The organism is Hyphobacterium sp. (assembly GCF_965229905.1).
Lineage (GTDB): Bacteria > Pseudomonadota > Alphaproteobacteria > Caulobacterales > Maricaulaceae > Hyphobacterium.
On record NZ_OZ245930.1, the window covers coordinates 805,850 to 827,251 of the forward strand.

23 protein-coding genes are annotated in these 21,402 nt (G+C 63.8%); 11 read left to right on the plus strand and 12 right to left on the minus strand.

From position 1 onward, the window contains the following. Window positions 1–18: 18 nt before the first annotated feature. From ACO08C_RS04060 to petA, 5 genes are all read right to left on the minus strand, one after another. Complete coding sequence (locus ACO08C_RS04060; protein ID WP_421787731.1) at window positions 19–744, minus strand: hypothetical protein; 726 nt, start codon at window positions 742–744, stop codon at window positions 19–21. A gap of 15 nt (window positions 745–759) precedes the next feature. After that, window positions 760–1,632 carry an S-methyl-5'-thioadenosine phosphorylase gene (mtnP, locus tag ACO08C_RS04065; protein WP_421787732.1) on the minus strand — a complete coding sequence of 291 codons (873 nt, stop codon included), beginning with the start codon at window positions 1,630–1,632 and terminating at the stop codon, window positions 760–762. Window positions 1,633–1,806: 174 nt separating this feature from the next. Then, complete coding sequence (locus ACO08C_RS04070; protein ID WP_421787733.1) at window positions 1,807–2,634, minus strand: cytochrome c1; 828 nt, start codon at window positions 2,632–2,634, stop codon at window positions 1,807–1,809. Window positions 2,635–2,652: 18 nt separating this feature from the next. Further along, on the minus strand, window positions 2,653–3,939 hold the full coding sequence (locus tag ACO08C_RS04075) for a cytochrome b (RefSeq protein WP_421787734.1): 1,287 nt from the start codon (window positions 3,937–3,939) through the stop codon (window positions 2,653–2,655). Next, window positions 3,936–4,535 (minus strand): ubiquinol-cytochrome c reductase iron-sulfur subunit, encoded by a 600-nt coding sequence (gene petA, locus ACO08C_RS04080; protein ID WP_421787735.1) that lies wholly within the window; start codon window positions 4,533–4,535, stop codon window positions 3,936–3,938. The genes ACO08C_RS04075 and petA overlap by 4 nt, the downstream gene beginning before the upstream one ends. Window positions 4,536–4,705: 170 nt before the next feature. Here petA and ACO08C_RS04085 point away from each other — a divergent pair, with 170 nt between their 5' ends. Then, window positions 4,706–5,146, plus strand: a complete 441-nt coding sequence (locus ACO08C_RS04085; protein ID WP_421787736.1) for a tRNA (cytidine(34)-2'-O)-methyltransferase — start codon at window positions 4,706–4,708, stop codon at window positions 5,144–5,146. Window positions 5,147–5,216: 70 nt separating this feature from the next. Here ACO08C_RS04085 and ACO08C_RS04090 read toward each other — a convergent pair whose 3' ends face one another. Then, window positions 5,217–5,930 carry a hypothetical protein gene (locus tag ACO08C_RS04090; protein WP_421787737.1) on the minus strand — a complete coding sequence of 238 codons (714 nt, stop codon included), beginning with the start codon at window positions 5,928–5,930 and terminating at the stop codon, window positions 5,217–5,219. A 163-nt stretch (window positions 5,931–6,093) separates the two neighbouring features. Between ACO08C_RS04090 and hemF the strand changes: the two genes are divergently transcribed. Then, a complete protein-coding gene (gene hemF / locus ACO08C_RS04095; RefSeq protein ID WP_421788651.1) occupies window positions 6,094–6,966 on the plus strand; it encodes an oxygen-dependent coproporphyrinogen oxidase in 873 nt (290 codons plus the stop codon). 4 nt (window positions 6,967–6,970) lie between these two features. Here hemF and ACO08C_RS04100 read toward each other — a convergent pair whose 3' ends face one another. The 4 genes from ACO08C_RS04100 to ACO08C_RS04115 are packed head-to-tail and all read right to left on the minus strand — an operon-like array spanning window position 6,971 to window position 9,711. Next, on the minus strand, window positions 6,971–8,176 hold the full coding sequence (locus ACO08C_RS04100; RefSeq protein ID WP_421787738.1) for a CCA tRNA nucleotidyltransferase: 1,206 nt from the start codon (window positions 8,174–8,176) through the stop codon (window positions 6,971–6,973). Next, complete coding sequence (locus ACO08C_RS04105) at window positions 8,148–8,531, minus strand: hypothetical protein (RefSeq protein ID WP_421787739.1); 384 nt, start codon at window positions 8,529–8,531, stop codon at window positions 8,148–8,150. Before ACO08C_RS04105 ends, ACO08C_RS04100 begins: the two co-directional genes overlap by 29 nt. Beyond that, the gene (locus tag ACO08C_RS04110; protein ID WP_421787740.1) at window positions 8,531–9,148 is read right to left on the minus strand and encodes an NUDIX hydrolase; all 618 of its coding nucleotides are present in this window, start codon (window positions 9,146–9,148) and stop codon (window positions 8,531–8,533) included. Before ACO08C_RS04110 ends, ACO08C_RS04105 begins: the two co-directional genes overlap by 1 nt. Beyond that, window positions 9,145–9,711, minus strand: a complete 567-nt coding sequence (locus ACO08C_RS04115; protein ID WP_421787741.1) for a DUF1285 domain-containing protein — start codon at window positions 9,709–9,711, stop codon at window positions 9,145–9,147. The genes ACO08C_RS04110 and ACO08C_RS04115 overlap by 4 nt, the downstream gene beginning before the upstream one ends. 197 nt (window positions 9,712–9,908) lie before the next feature. On the opposite strand from ACO08C_RS04115, the gene ACO08C_RS04120 reads away from it, so the two are divergent. From ACO08C_RS04120 to ACO08C_RS04155, 8 genes are all read left to right on the plus strand, one after another. Continuing rightward, on the plus strand, window positions 9,909–10,883 hold the full coding sequence (locus tag ACO08C_RS04120) for an AAA family ATPase (RefSeq protein WP_421788652.1): 975 nt from the start codon (window positions 9,909–9,911) through the stop codon (window positions 10,881–10,883). A 15-nt stretch (window positions 10,884–10,898) separates the two neighbouring features. Beyond that, window positions 10,899–11,795, plus strand: a complete 897-nt coding sequence (locus ACO08C_RS04125) for a DUF58 domain-containing protein (RefSeq protein ID WP_421787742.1) — start codon at window positions 10,899–10,901, stop codon at window positions 11,793–11,795. Between the two features lie 2 nt (window positions 11,796–11,797). After that, window positions 11,798–14,530 (plus strand): DUF4159 domain-containing protein, encoded by a 2,733-nt coding sequence (locus ACO08C_RS04130; protein ID WP_421787743.1) that lies wholly within the window; start codon window positions 11,798–11,800, stop codon window positions 14,528–14,530. Then, window positions 14,527–16,593 (plus strand): hypothetical protein, encoded by a 2,067-nt coding sequence (locus ACO08C_RS04135; protein WP_421787744.1) that lies wholly within the window; start codon window positions 14,527–14,529, stop codon window positions 16,591–16,593. Before ACO08C_RS04130 ends, ACO08C_RS04135 begins: the two co-directional genes overlap by 4 nt. Before the next feature lie 43 nt (window positions 16,594–16,636). Next, window positions 16,637–17,995, plus strand: coding sequence for a mechanosensitive ion channel family protein (locus ACO08C_RS04140; protein ID WP_421787745.1), 1,359 nt, complete (start codon window positions 16,637–16,639; stop codon window positions 17,993–17,995). A 101-nt stretch (window positions 17,996–18,096) separates the two neighbouring features. Then, the gene (locus ACO08C_RS04145; RefSeq protein ID WP_421787746.1) at window positions 18,097–18,795 is read left to right on the plus strand and encodes a pirin family protein; all 699 of its coding nucleotides are present in this window, start codon (window positions 18,097–18,099) and stop codon (window positions 18,793–18,795) included. Window positions 18,796–18,859: 64 nt separating this feature from the next. Beyond that, window positions 18,860–19,075 carry a hypothetical protein gene (locus tag ACO08C_RS04150; RefSeq protein WP_421787747.1) on the plus strand — a complete coding sequence of 72 codons (216 nt, stop codon included), beginning with the start codon at window positions 18,860–18,862 and terminating at the stop codon, window positions 19,073–19,075. Between the two features lie 73 nt (window positions 19,076–19,148). Further along, the gene (locus ACO08C_RS04155; RefSeq protein ID WP_421787748.1) at window positions 19,149–19,691 is read left to right on the plus strand and encodes a hypothetical protein; all 543 of its coding nucleotides are present in this window, start codon (window positions 19,149–19,151) and stop codon (window positions 19,689–19,691) included. A gap of 6 nt (window positions 19,692–19,697) precedes the next feature. Here ACO08C_RS04155 and queE read toward each other — a convergent pair whose 3' ends face one another. Both queE and queC read right to left on the minus strand, forming a co-directional pair. Continuing rightward, entirely contained in the window at window positions 19,698–20,327 is a 630-nt protein-coding gene (gene queE / locus ACO08C_RS04160; RefSeq protein ID WP_421787749.1) for a 7-carboxy-7-deazaguanine synthase, read from the minus strand. Then, window positions 20,324–21,034 (minus strand): 7-cyano-7-deazaguanine synthase QueC, encoded by a 711-nt coding sequence (gene queC, locus ACO08C_RS04165; RefSeq protein ID WP_421787750.1) that lies wholly within the window; start codon window positions 21,032–21,034, stop codon window positions 20,324–20,326. The genes queE and queC overlap by 4 nt, the downstream gene beginning before the upstream one ends. A gap of 31 nt (window positions 21,035–21,065) precedes the next feature. Between queC and cutA the strand changes: the two genes are divergently transcribed. After that, window positions 21,066–21,395, plus strand: coding sequence for a divalent-cation tolerance protein CutA (gene cutA, locus ACO08C_RS04170; RefSeq protein ID WP_421787751.1), 330 nt, complete (start codon window positions 21,066–21,068; stop codon window positions 21,393–21,395). Window positions 21,396–21,402: the final 7 nt, after the last annotated feature.

Genomic DNA, 21,402 nt, shown 5'->3' on the forward strand with positions numbered 1-21,402 from the left:
AATCAAAGCCGCGTGATGTCAGTGCTGCTGCAACTCGGCGGCCCGCTGCAAGGTGCCTTCGACGGTCGAGGCGATCAGGCCTTCATCGAAGACGACGGCGATCGACTGGCCGTCAAAACCCGTCACGCGGCCGACATTGACGCCGATTACCGACAGTTTTCCGTTCTCCAGCGTCAGCAGGGGCGCGCCCGACAGCCCGTGCCGCGAACCGCAATCATGTATCCGCACCCGCTCGCCGCCATCGGAGATGCGGTCGCTCTGGCGCAGCGTACATCCGGTTGCCAAATGGTTGCGGCCGAGCAGTGCCACCGAGCGCGGCGCTGATTGCGACGCCGCCGACCATGCGATCGGCAAGCGCCACTCGGGGTGCGCGAAATCGTCCTCGGTGAGAATGATCGCCCAATCGTCAAACGAGGAATTCATGCCCTGCGGACGTATGACGGAAATGATGTCGTGGGACACGCCATCCGCGTCGACAATCCAGCATTGGCGGGGTTGCGAAGAGTTGTAATAGCGCACGCCGTGCCCGGTGGTGATGATCACTTCGGCGCGCCGTATTTCGCTGCCACCTGCGAGAATGACGCCGCGGCTGCGCGATCCGCGATTGGTATTTCCGACCCGGCAGATCACATCGACAACCGATGATGACGCTTCCTCAGCGATGTCGCGTGGAACCGGACCGCTATCGGCCGCGATCGCGACCGATGCGAAAAGCCCCCATACAATCAGGCCGTACCGAAACACACGCCATCCCCCCGTTTACAGGACGCGCCCCGCGACGGCTTTGAGCTTGCCGACTAGATCAGGATCGCGGGCGTCCGGCGGCGTGATAATCGCCGTGTCGAGCACCCGCTCTATACCCTGCGGCGAGGGCGTCCGTTCGGTATCGGACACCATTTCCGCGAGGCGGGCAATGCTTTCCCGGGCGAGCGCCGAATTTTGTCGCATGACGGCCAGTACGGCGGGCACATCGACGGCGGCTTCGGTCTCGTGCCAGCTGTCGAAATCGGTGACCGTCGCGATCGCCGCATAAGGCAACTCGGCTTCGCGGGCGAGCCGTGCTTCGGGCATGTTGGTCATGCCGATGACATCGCAATTCCAGGAACGATAGAGCGCACTTTCCGCACGCGTGGAAAATTGCGGTCCTTCCATCGCCAGATAGGTTCCGCCGCGTGTCACGGTCGCGCCTGCGGCTTCCGCAGCGTCAGCGGCCAATGCGGCAAGGCGCGAGCAGACCGGGTCGGCCATCGAGACATGGGCCGCACATCCCGCTGCAAAAAACGAGTTGGCGCGCGATTTGGTACGGTCGATGTATTGATCGACGGCCACGAACCGGCCGGGCGGCAGGCTCTCCTTGAGCGAGCCGCAGGCCGAAATGGCCAGAACGTCCGTGCACCCCGCCATTTTCAGCGCGGCAATGTTCGCGCGGTAATTCACCTCGTTCGGCGGAATGGCGTGACCGGACCCGTGACGCGGCAGGAAGACAAGTTCGATGCCATGCAGCTGCCCATGAGTGAGATCGCCGGACGGCGCGCCCCAAGGCGTTTCGACGGCTTCTGACCGGACGTTGCTCAGGCTGGGCAGTGCATAAAGACCCGATCCACCGATTATGCCGAGTTTCCAGTACGTCATTCTTCCATTCTCCCCCTCACCGTGAGGGCTTGCGCCCTCTTCCCTCTCCCTCGAGGGAGAGGGAGAGCCCCGGCGCTGAACTGCGATAGCATTTCAGCGTTAGGCGGGTGAGGGGAAAAAGAAAAAGGCCGCAGCGCGGAGCTGCGGCCGTAATCCTCGGTTTCGTCGAGCGAACTAGTGCTTCACGTTCGACCAGACCTGGCGGTAAGCGAGCCAGAGCAGCACCGCGAAGATCAGGAGGAAGATCATCACGGCGAGGCCCATCCGCTTGCGCTGTTCCATGTGCGGTTCCGACGCCCAGGTCAGGAACGCCGTCAAATCGTGCGCGTACTGCTCCATGGTTTCCGGCGAACCGTCCTCATAGGCCACGATGCCTTCGGTCAGCGGGTTCGCCATGGCGATAATGCCGCCCGGGAAATACTCGTTGTAGTGCTGGCCTGGCAACAGTTCGACATCGTAGGGCACGTCGTCGGTATATCCGAGCAGAAGCGAGCGGATGTATTCCGCACCGCCCGAGCGCGCTTTCACGATCACCGAGAGATCGGGCGGCACCGCGCCGCCATTCGACGCCGCGGCCTGTTGCGGATTGGCGTACGGGTTCGGGAAGCGATCGGCGGGAATGCCCGGACGCTCGAACATGTCGCCGGCATCGTCCGGACCGTCCATGATGATGTATTCCGACGCGATCTGCATCACGACCGGATTATCGTTCGGATTCGGATAGGTGAGGAATTCGCCCTCATGTGCCGGGTCGGGGATCCGTTCGAACGGACCACCCGGTTGACCCAGATTGCGGAAGCTCATCAAGTCCATGCCGTGACAGCTCGCGCAGACCTGCTGGTAGACCAGGAAGCCCCGCTGCAGCTCGGCATCATCGAATTGACCGAACGGGCCTTCCCACGACCAGGTGTGCGGTTCGGGAGACGCATACTCGCCCTCGGCGGCGATCGCCGGAGCAGAGACGGCGGCCAGTGCGGCCAGAGTGGTAAGAAAACGTTTCATCTTATCTCGCTCCCGTCCCTATTCCGCTGGCGCCGCTGTGGGCTGTTTGCCGAGCACAGAGGCTTCGATGCTGACTGGGCGTTCCTTCGGTTTCTCGATGAATCCGAGCACCGGCAGGACGACCAGGAAGTAGGCGAAGTAATACGCCGTCAGGATCTGACCCAGGATGAGGAAGGTCATCGGCGTGCCGAGGACGTAATCATCCGGGTTCACCGCGCCGCACCAGCCGAGGCCGAAGCAGGTGATCACGAAGATCAGGAAGAACCACTTGGCGACGGGGCGGTAGCGCATCGACTTCACCGGCGAGCCGTCCAGCCAGGGCAGGACAAAGAGCACGCCGATGGCGCCGAACATGGCCAGCACACCGCCGAGCTTGGCGCTGATCGGACCGATGTCGAAGGTGATGGCCCGCAGGATCGCGTAGAAGGGCAGGAGATACCATTCCGGCACGATGTGCGACGGCGTCGAGAGCGGGTTGGCCTCGATATAGTTGTCGGCGTGACCCAGCACGTTCGGCGCGTAGAACACAAAGCCCATGAAGATCATCAGGAAGACGACGATCGCGAACCCGTCCTTGACCGTGTAGTAGGGGTGGAAGGGCAGCGTATCGCCCTTGCCCTTCACCTCGACGCCCGTCGGGTTGTTGTTACCCGGCACGTGCAGCGCCCAGATGTGCAGGATCACCAGGCCGGCGATCAGGAACGGGATCAGATAGTGCAGCGAGAAGAAGCGGTTCAGGGTCGCATTGCCGACCGAGAAATCGCCCCACAGCCATTCGCGGATGGCTTCGCCGACGATCGGCAGCGCGCCCAGCAGGTTGGTGATTACCATGGCGCCCCAATAGGACATCTGGCCCCACGGCAGCACATAGCCCATGAAGGCGGCGGCCATCATCAGGATGTAGATAACCACACCGATGATCCACAGCATCTCGCGCGGCGCCTTGTAGGAGCCGTAATAGAGACCGCGGAACATGTGCAGATAGACGGCGAGGAAGAACATCGACGCGCCGTTCGAGTGCAGATAGCGGATCAACCAGCCGTAATTCACGTCGCGCATGATGCGCTCGACACTGTCGAACGCCATATCCTCATGCGGCACGTAGTGCATGGCCAGCACGACACCGGTCAGAATCTGGGCCACGAGAATGACGGCCAGGATGCCGCCGAACGTGTACCAGTAGTTCAGATTACGCGGTGTCGGGAAATCGACGAAACTGTCATAGCCGAGCCGGACGATCGGCAGACGCGCGTCGAGCCATTTCTCAAATCCGGTCTTCGGTTCGTAGGTCGATTGATGGCTCATGCGACGCTCCATCCAGCTTCAGCGACTTCATCCGGCGTCGCGCCCAATTTCACGACGGCACCGTCCTGTTCAAAGACATAGGCCGGAACCGGGAGGTTTTCGGGGGCCGGACCGCGGCGGATGCGCGCAGACGTGTCGTAGTGCGAGCCATGGCACGGACAGAACCAGGCATCGTAATCGCCCTGTTGCGATACCGGCACGCAACCCAGGTGCGTGCAATTGCCCTTCACGATCAGGAATTCCGGATTGAGGACGCGGTTGGCGTCGACCGCCGAGGCATCGTCCGGCAGGTTTTCGTTGCGCGCCAGCTCGTCGATCAGCCCGTCGATCTCGGTATTCTGGGCTTCCGCGATCTGTTCCGGCGTACGGCGGCGAATGAACACCGGACCGCCGCGGTACATCACGGTGATTTCCTGACCCACAGCGATGGGCGAGATGTCGACCCGGATAGAACCCAGCGCCAGCGTGTCCGCGGCAGGATTCATCTGGTCGATGAAGGGCCACAAGGTAAGGGCACCGCCGATGGCGGCGGCCCCGCCTGCGACGATGTAAATGAAGTCCCGGCGTGTCGGTTCTTCAGTCGTTTGGTCTGTCACGGCCGACCTCTTGTCTATTGCCTGGCTGCCCGGCTGCGGCCGCAGCCGGTTTCCCCGCTTGACGGAGCTTGCCCCAGAAGGGCATCACCGCCTCACTTATACCGAAGGGGCGCGAAGAGCGAAGCGGCAGTCCGCCGCATCCCCCGAACCCACGTCCAGCGCGGCTTAAAATGCGGCTCGTATTTTTTCAACCAGATATTCCGCAAAACCTCGGCGCATCGATCCGCCTGGCAGCCTGTTTCGGCGCGGGCATTGATGTGATCGAGCCGTGCGCGTTTCCGCTCAATGACCGCGCCATGCGCCGCGCGGCGCTGGATTACGCCCCGCTTGCGGATTTCCGGCGCCATGATTCGTATGACAGGTGGCAAGACGATCGCGGGGCTGGCCGCATGGTGCTGTTCACGACACAGGGCGCTGAAAAGCTGTGGGATTTTGCATTCCGGCCCGACGATCACCTGGTGTTTGGGCGGGAGTCGGCGGGCGTACCGGACGATGTTCACGCCGATGCCGACGCCCGGGTGATCATTCCGATCCGGCCCGAAGCGCGCTCGCTGAACGTGGCGATGAGCGCCGGCATCGCGCTCGCCGAGGCGATGCGTCAGCTAGGCTGACTTAAATCGAAGAAGGCCCGCATGGCCCGCACATTGTCTGGCTCCGTGGCAATCAGGCCAAGCATACGGATCAAAACCTCGCACGAGCCGAGATATTCTTCATCGGTGCGCGGCCGGCGTTGATCCCAATACCATTGTTCATTTTCCGGGCGGGTTGCGCGCAGCGCGGTTCCGACCGGCCGCAACAGATCGTTGCGCTCTGAGAATGTGATCGCCTGGGGCGGCCGTCCTGAAGATAGATCGCAGCCGCCGCCTCCATGTCCGGCCGCATGCCGTAAGCGCGGCAAAAATCAGGGTCTGTACGGTTCAGCGCCAGCATCTGCCGGAGGCGGTCAAAGACCGCAAGAACCGAGTCGTCGGGCGCCAGCGGCACGGCACGGCCATAGGTTTGCAACTCCACCTGCCGGCCGAGCCTTGCGATCTCGCGGTCGACCGCTGACCCACCGTTTTGGGCCAAAACCGCCTGCAGCCGGGATATGTGCGCCGCCGTCTCATCGGGATACCGGGTGAAATAGGCGTCGATCAGCGGATTGCTGCGCATCCCCGCCTCGATCTCTTCAGCCGGATCCGGTGCCAGCATGTCGCCCAGGACATCCTCGACGGTGGGCGTCACCATAGGCGCCAGATAAAGCGCACTCGCAGCAGTGCCCGCCAACGCCAAGCCGAAACCAAAAACCTTGCCGGCGGCACCAAAGGCCTGCCCGATCGCGAGCCCGACAATGAGGCCAACCATCCCGCCCAGCGCGCCCAACACCAGAAGCGTCACAAGCTGCGTGTCTTCCATTCAGACCTCCCCTTCAAATTGCAAATTGAGAGATTCCCGGCTGCGGCGCAACGCCGCGCGGCGCCTGGCCTCATGTCACCCCAAGCGCTGTGGGGTTTTATTCGCGGCCGGATTCGGTCAGTTAGGAATAAGGACGATGCTGGATTTCAAGGAGAGCCCGGCGATGACGCTTGAGCGGGAAAAGGCGACGGCCAAGGGCTGGTTCGAAGCCCTGCGTGACGAGATTTGCGCCGAGTTCGAACGGCTTGAGGACGAGGCCCCGGCCGATCTCTATCCCGGCGAGACGGGACGATTCGAACGCGAGGCGTGGACGCGCGGCGACGGATCGGAAGACCAGGGCGGCGGGGTTGCGTCGATAATGCGCGGACGGCTGTTCGAAAAGGTCGGCGTCCATTGCTCGACCGTCTATGGCGAGTTTTCTCCCGAGTTTGCGAAGCAGATCCCCGGTGCCGCAGAGGACCCGCGCTTCTGGGCGTCCGGCATTTCGCTGATCGCCCACATGCGCAATCCGCACGTCCCGGCGGTGCACATGAATACCCGCTTCATCGCGACAACCGTCGGCTGGTTCGGTGGCGGGCTCGATCTCAACCCGACGCAGAACTATCAGCGCAACAAGTCCGCCGATGATGCCGTGACTTTCCATGCGGCCTGCAAAGCCGCCTGCGACAAACATGGCGCGGATTACTACGAACGCTTCGACAAATGGTGCGATGAGTATTTCTGGCTGAAACACCGCGACGAGCCGCGCGGCGTCGGCGGGATATTCTACGACCGCCACGATACCGGCGACTGGGAGGCCGATTTCGCTTTCACCCAGGATGTCGGTCGGGCCTTCCTGGAGGTCTATCCGAAGATCGTCCGCTCGCGCATGGCACAGCCCTGGACGCCGGAGGACCGGGAGGAGCAGCTGGTGCGGCGCGGGCGCTATGCGGAGTTCAATCTGCTGTACGACCGCGGCACCAAGTTCGGGCTGGAAACCGGTGGCAATGTGACATCGATCCTGTCCTCCATGCCGCCGGAAGCGAAATGGCCGTAGGGATTTAGAGCCGGTCCAGCAGGTCTGCCCTCGTCAGGCGGAACCGGCTGTCGATCCAGGCCTCTTCCAGCCGTCTTAGCGTCTCGCCCATCTCCGGTCCCGGCTTGAGACCAGCCTTCTTGAGATCCGCACCGTTCACCGGGAAGCCGGGCGCCTTGAACGACAAGACGTGCGCGATCGCACCGCCCCAGCCTTCCGGCGGCGGGCGATCCCGCGAAAACAGCAAATAGAGCAGGTCGGCCAGGACCTGGTTGCCATGCCGGTAGACCCGCTTTTCGAGCTCGGCACGCAGCGGCCAGTCCGCGGCAATATCGGCGGCGAGGTCCGCATCGGCCATTTGGCGGATCCGGAACGCCTCGGCATTCGACATTTTCATGTCGCGGATGAGCCGAACAGCCTGCTCGCCGAAGGTCGCGGCAAACCGCAACAGGCTGTCGTCACCGCCTAACGCAATCAGCCGCGACAGGCGGCCCGTATCCGGCTCCGACCGGTAGAGGGCCTCTGCGATCCCCGTCTCTGACATCAGCTCCAGAACGCGGACCGGATCGGGTGCCGCCAAGAGTTTCTTGGTTTCCATCCAGACGCGTTCTGCGGACAATTGTGCCAAACCATCTGTCATGCTGGCGCAGGCCGCCAGCCCGGCCGGGTCCGGCTCGCCCCGCCCGTACCAGGCATGGAAGCGGAAGAAACGCAGGATGCGGAGATAGTCTTCCGCGATGCGGTCCTCGGCCTTACCGATGAAGACAATGCGTCGCGTCCCGATATCGGCCAATCCGCCAACGGGGTCGTAGATCTTGCCGGCGGCATCGGCATAAAGCGCGTTGAGGCGGAAATCGCGGCGGGCCGCATCTTCCGCCCAGTCCGTGGTGAAGGCGACCGTGGCGCGGCGGCCATCCGTCGACACGTCACGGCGCAGCGTCGTCACTTCGAACGGACGGTGATCCGCCACGGCGGTGAGCGTGCCATGCTCGATGCCGGTGGGATGAATGGCGATCTTTGCCGCTTCGAGCGCTGCTTGGGCGGCAGCGGGCTCAAGCACGGTGGCGATGTCGATATCCGCGACCGGTGCGCCCAGCAATGCGTTCCGGACGCAACCGCCGACAAAGCGGGCGCCGCCGGGCGCGGCATTTTCCAGCGCATTCATGACCCGGCGGGTGGCCGGGTGGGTCATCCAGGCATGATCAGCGGGGTCGAGGCGGATCGCCGTCATCCTCTTCCTCGTCGAGATCGGTGGTGACGGTGTGATCAGATGGCTGGCCGAAATTGCGCGCATCCTCGGGCGGCGCTTCGCCGGGATTGTCGTTGAACTCGGCGCGTTGGATCCCATCAGCGCCCAACCGGGGCGGGACATAGGTGGTGTGCTCGGAATCGCCGGTATCCGAAATGAACACCAGGAAAACGAAGCCGGCCGCGGCCAGGAACCCGCCGATGGCGGACAAGATCCAGACCGGGGCGGGTTTGTGTTCGGCGATCTCCGCGCTGGCCTGCATCGACAAGCGCCATAGCGCAAACGCGATGAAGGGCGTCAGGAAGAGCAGCATCTCGAAAAAGGCCAGACGGACCATCAATCGTCTCCAATCAGGCGGTCATGCAGCGCCCTGAGCATGCCGGCCGTTGCTCCCCATATATAGCGCTCTTTCCACGGCATCGCCCAGAAGCGGCGCATCTGGCCGCGAAATTCGCGCTCATGACGTTCATGGTTGGCGGAATCCATCAGGAAATCAAAGGGGGTTTCGAAGACGTCGGATACCTCTTGATGGTCCGGCGTCACGGTGTAACCCGGCCGCAAAAGGCCGACAAACGGTGTGACCTGAAACGCCGTCACCGTTTCATAGGGGTCGAAACAGCCGAGGATGTCGATGTGATCCGCGGTGATCCCGATCTCTTCGCGGGTTTCGCGCAAGGCGGCTTCCCACAAGGTTTCGCCCGGCTCCCGGCGCCCGCCGGGAAAGCTGATCTGGCCGGCATGCTTGGTCAGGTGCGCGGCGCGCACGGTGAACAGGAATCTCGGCGGGCCGTCATGCAGGATCAGTGGCGCAAGGACCGCGGCCTGGTTCAGCGCACGGCCGGTTGGCGAGGGCAGATCATTGAGATCGCCATCGCCGCGCGCCGGACTTTTCTGCGGGCGTTCGGGATGGTCGAGCCGCTCGTCCATCAAGGTCAGGATGGCGTCCGGCGTCATTCCGCGGTGCCCAGCCGGAAGTCCACGCCGCGCGAACGGACATAGAGCACGCGTTTGCCGCCCTCCTCGCGGACGTCGGCGGCTTCGACGAGCTCATAGAAGGACGGCCGGTTGATGAGGGCTTCGAGGCGGCTGCGGATCAGGATGAAGGGTTCCGGTTCACCGGTATCGGGATCGGTTTCCACGCGGATCGGATGATCGGGGCCCGCGGCGACCACATCACCAACATTTGAAGTGAAGACCAAGACCGGCTCGCCGTTTTCCTCAGCACGGTCGACCCGAATCGCCACGAACGGCGCGGTCTCGACCTTGACGGCCTGCTTTTCCACCGGCGTCACGAGATAATGAACGCCATCGTCATCTTTTCGCAAGATACGCGCAAACAGGCGTACAAGACGGTCTCGCGTGATGCGACGACCTTCATGCCACCAACTGCCATCGCGACGAATGACGAGATCCATCGTGCCGCAATGCTCGGGATTCCATTTCTCGACCGGCGGCAAGCCGTCGCCTGCGGATTCCGCTGCCTTCAAAAGCGACTGCATCATATCATCGGCAGGCATGGACACTCCGTTTTTGCACCGTCATTCTTCATCTCTGGACGGCGCCAGACAATGGCGCGTGCCGTCCAGAACCGGGATTTAAGGAGATTACCTTGGCGAGAAAACCGGCAAGCACCACGAAAAAGACCGCCGGCACGGCCGCAAAGCCCCGGCGGACGCGTAAACCGGCGGCGCCAAAGCGCGAGTCATTGGCCGATATGGATGTGGTTAAGGCCGCCGACATTGCCGCCGCACGGCTTTCCGAAACGCGCGCATCGATCGGTAAGGTGATTTACGGCCTGGAGGACCAGGTCGAGCTCTGCCTGGCCGCGATCCTGTCCGGCGGTCACGCCCTGCTCGTCGGCGCCCCCGGCCTGGCGAAGACCCGCCTGGTCGACACGATTGCGGTGGCCACCGGGCTCGACACCAAGCGCATCCAATTCACGCCGGACCTGATGCCGGCCGATATCATCGGCTCGGAAGTGCTGGAGGAAAACAAGACCGGCAAGCGCTCCTTCCGCTTCATTCCCGGACCCGTCTTTTGCCGCCTGCTGATGGCGGACGAGATCAACCGAGCCAGCCCCCGGACCCAGGCCGCCCTCCTGCAGGCAATGCAGGAACGCTATGTGACCGTGGCCGGCGAACGGCATGACCTGCCGGCGCCTTTCCACGTGTTGGCAACGCAGAACCCGATCGAGCAGGAAGGCACCTATCCGCTGCCTGAAGCCCAGCTCGACCGCTTCCTGTTGCGCGTCGATATTCCGTATCCGGAACGCGGCGACGAGCGGGAGATTCTGCTGGCCACGACGGGCGCAAGCGAAGGTGAGGCCGAGCCCGTGCTGTCGCCGGATGAAATCCTCGATCTTCAACTGCTGGTGCGGCGCATGCCGGTCGGCGAGAAAGTCGTTGAAGCGATCCTCGATCTCGTTCATCTGGCGCGTCCGGAGGAAAGCGATGATGCCGATGTGCAGCGCGGCGTCTCTTGGGGTCCCGGACCGCGCGCCGGTCAGGCGCTGATGCTGGCCTGCCGTGCGCGGGCGCTATTGCAAGGCCGCCTGGCGCCGTCGACCGAAGATGTCGCAGCGCTGGCCGAGCCGGTGCTGAAACACCGTATGGCGCTATCTTTCGCGGCGCGCGCCGACGGTCTGACCCTCGAATCGCTCATTTCGCGCCTCGCCGCCAAAGCCGCCTAGGAAAGACCAGCGCCCATGCGCTCGCCCTTTGCCCGTGACGATACCCAGCGCGCCGCCGAGCTGCGGCAGGCCGGCGAAGCTGCGTCAGCGCCGTTTGGCGAGCTGGTCGCCGAAGCCGAGCGGATCGCGGCGAGCGTGATGATGGGTGTGCATGGGCAACGCAAGCGCGGCCTTGGCGAGACCTTCTGGGAATACCGCCATCATCGTACCGAAGACGGTGCCGCTGCGGTCGACTGGCGGATGTCGGCAAAATCGACGGACCTTTATGTCCGTGAAAATGAACAGGAATCCGCCAATACGGTCTGGCTCTGGCGCGACGGGTCGGCGACGATGAATTTCTCGTCGGCGCGAGGATTGCCGTTGAAAAAGGATCGCGCCGCGGTCTGCATGATCGCCATGTCGGCATTGTTGTCGCGTGGCGGCGAGCGGGTCGCGGTACTCGGCGAAAGCTCGCGGGCGCGCGGTGGCGAGCTGGGCCTGGAGCGGACGTCCCTGCGACTTGCCACGGGCCCCGGAAGCCTGTCTTCGGTCGAAGCCGCCCCGATCTTCCAGTATGGCCGCGTCGTACTGGCCAGCGACTTTCTGGATCCGATCGAGACCTGGCGCGCGCGATTGTCGCGCTATGCAGCCATGCAGGCCGGCGGCGCGCTGTTGCGGATTATCGATCCGATGGAAGAGGACTTCCCGTTCAAGGGCCGCACCAAGTTCGAGGCGGTCGATGACAGCGATCATTTGCTGTTTGGCCGCGCCGAGGAGGCGAGGAAAGCCTATCGCGCGCGCTGGCAGGACCATGGCGACCGGCTTGCCGATCTGGCGCGGGCGTATAACTGGACGCTCGTAACCCACCGCACCGACCGCCCTGCCACGCAGGCGGTCCTGGCGCTCTATCGCGCCCTGGCGCGGGAGGTCTGATCATGTTTGCGATCGGTCCTCTCGCCTTCGCGTCACCGCTGGCCCTGCTCGGCCTGTTGACGCTACCGATCCTGTGGCGCCTTCTCCGGGCCACGCCGCCGCCGCCGCGGCGTGCGATCTTTCCGCCACTGCGCCTGTTGAAGGACGCACCGGATGACGCCGAAACGCCTCATCACGCGCCGTGGTGGCTGATCCTGTTCCGCCTGTTGCTGGCGACGCTGGTGATTATCGCACTGGCGCGGCCGGTGTGGCAGCCCGAGCCCGAGGTCGCGACCGCCCGGCCGCTGCTCCTGGTGATCGACAATGGCTGGGCGTCGGCCAGCGCCTGGCGCGACATGGTCCGGGAAGCGAATTTCCGTCTCGATCTGGCAGAAGAAGCCGGCCGCACGGCGGCGATTGTCTTCACGGCCGAAGATACGCCGGATGCCGAGCTGGTGCTCGGCGATCCCGATGCCGCGCGGCGTCAGCTCGAAGGCGAAGAAGTTCGCCCCTGGCCGCCGAACCGGTCCGTAGCGGCCGCGCGCATACGCCAAGCCATCGAAAATGAGGGCCTCTCCAACTCCATGCGGGTTTACTGGCTGACGGACGGGCTTGAATCAGAAGGCGTTGACGCGCTGGCCGATGTGCTCAATCCGCTGGGCCCGGTCACCGCGGTGCTACCAGGCCCTGGACGGTCGCCACTGGCGCTCGGAACCCCGATCGTGACGCCGAACGGTTTTGCGGTCGACGTGCAGCGGGTGAATTCCGAACTGGACCGCACGGTTGCGCTGGTCGCAACGGCGGCAGATGGACGTGCCGTGGCGCGGACGGAAGTCGAGCTTGCCGCCAGAGTGATGAGCGCGCGGGCCGATATCGAGCTGCCACTCGACCTGCGTAACCGCGTTTCCGCGATCCGCATCGAGGGCCAGGGGTCGGCGGGCGGCACCCAGCTGACGGACGATGCCTGGCAGCGGCCGCGGGTCGGCGTGATCGATGCGGCGAGCGAGGACGGGCAGCCGCTCCTCTCCGATTTGCACTACATCATGCGGGCCATCGAACCGTTCACCGAGGCACGGCGCGACGATCTGGACGCGTTGTTGGGGGCGAATGTGTCGGCGCTCATCATGGTAGATGCAGCGCGGACCGACGATCCGCGGATCACCGAATTCGTTGATCGCGGCGGCCTGTTAGTCCGTTTTGCCGGGCCCCGCCTGGCCGCCCGGCCGGACGAGCTGCTGCCGGTTCAATTGCGTGAGGGCGGACGGCTGTTCGGCAGCGCGCTGTCCTGGGAAGACCCGCAAACGCTGGCGGCTTTTGGCGCCGACTCACCATTCGCCGGATTGAGGATTCCCGCCGAGGCCACCGTTTCACGCCAAGTCCTCGCCGAACCCGGCACGGCATCTGCCGACCGGGTCTGGGCGCGCCTTGAAGATGGCACACCGCTCGTAACCGCAATGCGTCAGGGCGAGGGATGGGTGGTGCTGTTCCATGTGACGGCTGGCCCCGGCTGGTCGGATCTGCCGCTCACCGGGTTGTTTCCGCGCATGCTGCGGCGAGTGACGGCGTTAGCCCAGGGCGGCAGTGCGACGCCGACGCAAACCGGCGCCTATGTCATCGACCGGGCGCTTGACGGTGAAGGCCGGCTGTCCAATCCGCCGGTTTCGGCGCGCCCGGTGCCGGCCCCGAATTGGGAACAGGCCGAAGCGAGTCCGACCACACCACCGGGCATCTACCGGCTGGGCACCGCCAGTGCCGCGCTGAACGTCTTGCGTGCCGGTGACACGCTTCAGGCCCTGCCGCGATCGCTGCCCGGGATTTCCTTTGCCAATCTGGAAGCGCCGGCGGAACGGCGCTTCGCCGGCCCGTTGCTGGCCCTGGCCCTCATTCTCCTGGCGATTGATGCGATCCTGGCACTCGCGCTCGCCGGCCGCCTGCCCCGTTTCCGGCTGCCACGCGGCGGCGGTGCAGTTGCCGGCATTCTGCTGGCCGCCGGCCTGATGCTTGGCGCTCCGGCTGTGGACGCCCAAGAAACGGAGTATCTAGACAGTTTCGAGCTGGATGCAGCACTCAATCTGCGGTTCGGCTATGTCGAAACCGGCAATCGCGACATCGATGCCCGCAGCCGCGCCGGCCTTGTGGGTCTGTCACAACAGATCTGGTGGCGCAGCGCGATGGAGCCGGAAGCCCCCATGGCGGTCAATGTGGAGACCCATGAGCTGGTGTTCTTCCCGATCCTCTACTGGCCCATCACCCGTGACGCGCCGCCTTTGTCGGAAGAGGCTGCCGCGCGTGTGAACCGGTATATCCAGTCGGGCGGGCTGATCGTGTTCGACACACAGGATGCGGACATTGCGATCTCGCGCGCCGGAGCGCCCCATCCCGGCCTTGCGCGCGTCCTTGAAGCGATCGACGTGCCGCCGCTGGCGCCCGTCGATCCCGATCATGTGCTGACCAAGTCTTTCTACCTGCTGCAGGAATTTCCGGGCCGGATCAGTGGCGGGCAGGTCTGGGTCGAAGCCGATCCGGATGGTGCCTCGCGCGACGGAACATCGGGTGTGATCATCGGCGCCAATGACTGGGCTTCGGCCTGGGCGGTGGATGATAACGGCCAGCCGCTCTATCCCGTGGAGGGCGGCGACCGGCAACGCGAGATGGCGCGCCGGTTTGGCGTCAATCTGGCCATGTATGCGCTGACCGGAAACTACAAGGCAGACCAGGTTCACATCCCGGCCCTGCTGGAAAGGCTGGGCCAATGAGTGCGGCCGCCACGACGCTCGACATTGCGCCGCTGATCCCGGTCTGGGCAATCGGCACGCTTGCCCTGTTGGCCCTCGGCATGACCGCTGTCGGCGCGGTCCGGCGGCTGAATGGCTGGCTGTGGCGGAGTCTGTCGACTCTGCTGATCACAGCGGTCTTGATGAACCCGTCGCTGGTCGAAGAAGACCGGGAGCCGCTGCCCGACATTGCGCTCGTCATCGTCGACCGGTCCGATTCCATGGAGATTCCCGGGCGGGCCGATGCCGCCGAAGCCGCGCTGGCGGACCTTCGGGCGCAAGCTGAACGCGATCCCGACCTGGAACTTGTCGAAGCCGAGATCGGCAACAGTGTCGACGGCACTCGCGCCATCGAAGCCATTCAGTCGGCACTGGCCGGCATTCCGCGCGACCGGCTGGCCGGCATTGTGCTTGCCTCCGATGGCCGCGTGCACGACATGCCCGAAGATGTTGCCGCGCTGGATATCGATGCTCCGGTGCATCATTTGTTGACCGGCAATCCAGACCAGGGCGACCGGCGTCTGGTGATCGTCGAAGCCCCGCGCTACGGGCTGGTCGATGAACCCGCGGAATTCGTGATCCGCGTCGAGGACGATGCGATGACCGGCACGGCGACGCTGACCTTCCGGGTCGACGGGGGGGAGCCACAGACCGCGCGGATTACAATCGGCACCGACACAACCGTCACGGCGCCGGTCGAACACCGCGGTCCCAATGTCATCGAGATCGAGGTCGAACCCGGACCCGAGGAATTATCGCTCATCAACAATCGCGCAGCGGTGTCCGTGACGGGCGTACGCGACCGGCTGCGTGTATTGCTGGTCACCGGCGAACCGCACAATGGTGCGCGCACCTGGCGCGATCTGCTGAAATCCGACCCGTCCGTGGACCTGGTGCACTTCACCATTCTGCGGCCGCTAGACCGCAATGATTCCACGCCGGTCGACGAGTTGTCGCTGATCCCCTTCCCGACCCGCGAATTGTTCGAGGAACGCCTTGAGGAATTCGACCTGGTCATTTTCGACCGATATCGCCGCCGCGCGATCATGCCGCCGCTCTATTTCGATTACATCGCACGCTATGTCGACAATGGCGGCGCGCTGCTGATCACGGCCGGCCCGCCCTTCGGCCAGGCCGATTCGCTTTACCGTTCACCGTTGGCGGCGGTGATTCCGGCGCGGCCTACGGGTATTATTGCAAGCGGCGGCTTCCGGCCGGAAGTGACCGAAGCGGGTGAACGTCATCCGGTCACGGCCAATCTGGCGCCGACGGATAGCGAAGCACCCTGGGGCGAATGGTTCCGGCGGATCGATGCGACCGTGCTGGGTGGAGAGACGCTGCTGGAAGCGCCTGATGGCGGGCCGCTGCTCGTACTGGCGCGGGCGGGGCAAGGCCGTGCGGCGGTCGTGCTGTCCGATCAGAGCTGGTTGTGGGCAAGGGGTTATCAGGGCGGGGGTCCGCATGGCGAGATGTTCCGGCGGGTCGCGCACTGGCTGATGGGCGAGCCCGAACTCGACGAGGAGCGTCTGTCCGCAGCCGCGTTCAATGGCGAATTGATTGCCGAAAGAACGACGCTCGCCGACTCACCCCCCGAGCTGGAACTGGAATGGCCATCGGGCCGTACGGAAACGCTGGACATGACCCCGACCGGGGACCCCGGCCGCTTCAGCGCGACCACGGATGTCACGGAGCAGGCAGGCCTCGTGCGATTGCGGTCCGGAAATCTGACAGCCGTCACCGCGCTCGGACCGCTCAACCCGCTGGAATATGCCAATCTGCAACCGACGGCCGAGCTGCTGGAGCCGCTGCTGCGCGAGACCGGAGGCGGTGCCTACATCCTGAATGCATCGGCCGACACCGCCTTGCCTGGCATACGCCGGACGCGCGCGGGAAGCGATGCATCGGGCCGGAACTGGTACGGGTTGCAGCGCAATGAGCGCTACATCGTCCGCGGCGCGGACCGCATGCCGCTTCTGCCGGCACTTCTCATTCTCCTGTTGATCGTCGCCGCGCTGGGCTGGGGCTGGCGGCGCGAGGGCCAATAAGGCGCTCGACGAGCCACCGCAATCTGGCCTATCGTCCTGATTCATGGCCAGCAATCCACCGCCGCCGCCAATCGAGACGCCCGATCTCGAAGAGCTTGCCGATCCGGAAATCTGGCGCGAGCGGCTGGCGGCATTCTGGGAATGGCTGCAATCCGCGCTGGTGAGTGTCGATTTCGGCGTTCAGATGGCGTGCATCGCGGTGGCGGCCATTCTGGCGTTTGCGCTGCGCAAACCGCTGGGCAAAGTGCTCGAGCGATTGTTCAGCTTCGGCGTGCTGCGCCGCGTGCGCAGCGGAGCGGTGCGGTTCCTGACACCGGTTCTGGGCCCGGCGCTCGCCTGGGTCTTCCTGTCGGCGGTCCTGTTCACGCTCCAACAGCTCGAAATGGATTTCTTCTGGGTCCGCCTGGGGGCGAATCTCGTGGGCGCCTGGGCGATCATCCGCGCCATCAGCGGGTTCATTTCGGAGCCCTTCTGGTCACGGACCATTGCCATACTCGGCTGGGCCATCGCGGCGATGAATATCATCGGTTGGCTGCAGCCGACGATTGATTTTCTGACATGGCTGGGCATGCCGGTCGGCGGCGGCCGCGTGTCCATCATGTCAGCAATCCAGGCTCTGGTCCTGCTGATCATCCTTTATTGGCTGGCGTCGCGCGTCGCAGCCGTTTTGTCGGCCCGGATCAACAAGTTGCCGAGTCTCAACCCGTCGGCCCGGTTGCTGATTGGCAAGTCAGTCCAGATCACGCTGCTCGCGTCTGCCGTTCTGCTCGCGATTTCGAGTCTCGGCATTCCGCTCGGCGCGCTGGCGATCTTCTCCGGTGCCGTCGGTCTGGGTATCGGATTCGGCCTGCAGAAAATCTTCTCGAATCTGGTCTCCGGCGTGATTTTGCTGCTCGACCGCTCGATCAAGCCCGGAGATGTCATCACGCTGGACGACACCTATGGCCGGGTGAATTCACTCGGGATGCGGTTCGCATCGGTGATCACACGCGACGGTATGGAGCACCTGATACCGAACGAGGAGTTCATCACCACAAAGGTGATCAACTGGTCGTTCTCGGATCATGCGGTGCGAATCAAGCGGGCGATCGGAGTGGATTATTCGACCGATGTGCCGACCGCGATGGAGCTGGCCGTCGAAGCCGCCGGCACCGTTCCCCGTGTATTGGGGTCGCCGGCGCCGCGCTGTCTCTTACGCGGGTTCGGTGACAATTCGATCGATCTCGAGATCCGGTTCTGGATCGCCGACCCGGGCCAGGGCGTCAACAATGTTTCGAGCGAGGTGTTACTGGCGATCTGGAAAGCCTTTGCCGAGAACGGCGTCGCCTTCCCCTTCCCGCAACGGGATATTCACTTCAAGGGCGGCACGCCGATCGAGGTCCGGATGGCCAAGGACGAGTAGATTGCATCCGATCCGGAAACAATAACCCTCTCATTCGGCTATTACTGACCAGCGCTCCCAGCTCTAAATCTGCCTCCAACAGCTCAGCAATGGAGGTTTACATGATCGATATCCGGTCTTTCGACAGTCTGGGGCATTTCCAGATCGACTGGCTTAATGCCCGCCATCATTTCAGTTTCGGCCAGTATCACGATCCTGCCCGGATGGGCTGGGGCGCGCTGCGGGTCTGGAACGACGATGAAATCCAACCGCAATCGGGTTTCCCGCCCCATCCGCATTCGGACATGGAGATCATCACCTATGTGCGCGACGGCGCGATCAGCCATCAGGACAGTCTGGGCAATAAGGGCCGGACCGTTGCCGGCGATGTCCAGGTGATGTCGGCCGGATCGGGCATCCGCCACGCCGAGTACAATCAGGAGGACGAGCTGACGCGGATTTTCCAGATCTGGATCCAGCCCGAGACACGCGGCGGCGAACCCCGCTGGGACGCCATGGCCTTCCCCAAGGATGACCGGGCCGGCCAACTCGTCGTGCTGGCTTCAGGGTCTCCAGACCGTGACGGCGGTCTGATGATCCGAGCGGACGCCAAAGTCATGGGCGCAACGTTGAAAGCCGGACAGAGCATCACCTACAAGCCGGAGCCCGGGCGCTTCCAGTATCTCGCCACAACGCGCGGCACGGTCGAGGTCAATGGCGAAACGGTCGGGGCACGGGACGGAGCCGCAATCCGCGACGTCGACACGCTGACCCTCACCGCCGTCGAGGATGCGGAACTGGTGCTGACGGACACCCGCTAGTGCATTTTCACCCTTTGTGAATCGGTGCCGGGCGATCATGATCCCCTTGGCTTGGGAGATTGTCATGAACGTCCGGCGCATTCTTGTTCTGCTTGGTTTCATTGCCAGCGCCCCGGTATTGTCCGGCTGCCTGGTGATCGGTGCGACCTCGATGGTCGCGGAGACAGCCGTTCGCACGACGGGTACGGCCCTCGAGACCGCGGGCAATGTTGGCGAGGCCGTCGTCCGTACCGCCATCCCTGGCGATGGCAACGACGATGACGACGAGGACGACAACTAAATTTTCCTGACAGGCGGCCGCCGGTTCGTTATACTATAACTGTGGGGACAGCTTGTTATTGGGAGGAACGCAAATGCGTGTTCTGGTTTCTGTCCTGGGAGCGGCGTGTCTGGCGGCGCCGGCCTTTGCCCAGCATTTCACCGCTGACTATGCCGGCAGCCCGACCGCGCCGGTCGCCATCGCCGAAATCACGATCGGATCGGAACTCGAAGCTAAAGGCGAGGATTACGGTCACCGTGAGTTCGACCGGCTGATCCGGACGCTGACCGCCGATCTCGAGCGCGAGCTGCGGTCAGTCTCTCTGCTCGCCGATGGTGGAGCAGCGGCTATGCTGCATGTGGTCATCGAGGATGCGACGCCGAACCGGCCGACCTTCGCGCAGCAAGGCATTTCCGGCCTGTCCTGGCAAAGCTATGGGCGTGGCGGGGCGCATGTCACGGCCGAGCTTCGCGATGCCGACGGCGCAGTGATTGCGAGCTATGTCTACAGCTGGACAACTCCGAGCATCCTGGATGCGCGCTATGCCAGCGTGTGGACCGACGCCAACCGGACCTTCGACCGTTTCGCGTCGCGTTTGGCCGACAATCTTGAAGACGCGGTCAATTCCGGTTCCTAGGCCCGCCTAAGGCGCGCCGATCCATTTGTGGGTCTGAAGGCTCAATGACCATTTGGGGTGTACCAGGCAGTATTCAAAAGCTGCCTGGGCATTCTTCATCTGATGCGGCCCATCCATGGGCTGAAGCGAGAACCGCTTGAAATCCAGTTGCTCAAAGCGTGCCGGATCAACGCCGGGCTGCGGGTAGACGAGTTTCAGCTCCTCGCCGGATGTCTGCACAATGGCCGCATCCGCCTTGGGACTGACCGTCAGCCAATCGATACCCGCGGGCGCCTTAATCGTGCCGTTGGATTCAACGGCGATCTCGAATCCCTGCTTTTTGAACGCGGCGATCAAGTCGTCGTCGAGCTGCAAGAGCGGTTCGCCACCGGTGCAGACCACCAGCGGGCGGCCGCCTCCCGGCCAATAGCCCGCGACCTTTTCAGCGAGGTCTCCAGCGGTCTTGAATTTCCCGCCACCGGCGCCGTCCGTGCCCACAAACTCCGTGTCACAGAAATTGCAGATCGCCGTGGCCCGGTCGCGTTCGAGCCCGCTCCAGAGATTGCAACCGGCAAACCGGCAGAAGACGGCCGGACGGCCGGCCTGACCGCCCTCGCCCTGTACCGTCAGGAAGATTTCCTTGACCGAATACGTCATCGGCTTGCCCCCCAGTCCTGCCAACCCTTGGCGCGCAATTCGCAGGCCGGGCAATCGCCGCAACCATAACCCCAGTCATGGCGCTGGCTGCGATCGCCGCGATAGCAGGTGTGGCTGCGTTCTACGATCAGGTCGACCAGACTTCCTCCGCCGATCTCATTGGCCAAGGCCCAGGTTTGCGCCTTGGTCAGATACATCAGCGGCGTCTCGATCGGCATCTTTCGCGCCAGGCCCAGCGACAGCATGGTTTCCGCAGCATCTAGCGTTTCGCGCCGGCAGTCGGGATAGCCGGAGTAATCGGTTTCGCACATGCCGCCTGCGAGGCGCTCCAAGCCGCGCCGGTACGCCAATGCCGCCGCGACGGTCAGAAAGACGAGATTTCGCCCGGGGACGAATGTGGTCGGCAATCCGTCGGCCTGCCAAGCGATCTCCATATCCGATGTCAGCGCACTTTCAGCAAGCGCGCCATAACCGGTGAGATCGACCAGGCGATCCTGACCCAAACGGCTTTCCCATTCGGGATTGAGGCGCATCAGCCCGTCCCTCACCTGTATCCGGGCTTCAAGCTCGACCTCGTGGCTCTGGCCATAGTCGAACCCAACCGTTTCAACCCGGTCAAACCGGCTAAGCGCCCAAGCCAGGACGGTTGCGGAATCCTGGCCACCGGAGAACAGGACAAGTGTGGAGGACGGCGTCTTTGTCTTCATGACGCGCGCTTATAGGGCTAAACAGGAGTCAATGTCAGACGTGAGTCTCATCTATACGACCTGGCCGGATGCCGGGAGCGCCCGTGCAGCGGCCGATGCGCTGCTCCGGGACAAGCTCATCGCCTGCGCCAATCTCTTGCCCGCGGGCACCTCGATGTATCGCTGGAAAGGCAAGATGCAAGCCGAAGAAGAGTGGGTGATGATCCTGAAAACGGCGCGCGCGGCGGCGTGTTGCGCACGGGTCAAATTGCTGCATCCCTATGAGGAGCCGGCGATCCTTGAGTGGCTTGTCGAGCCGGAAGGAAGCTCGGCCGGATTCCTCGAATGGGTGCGTTCGGAAACCGACGCACGCGGAGTCTGAATAATCA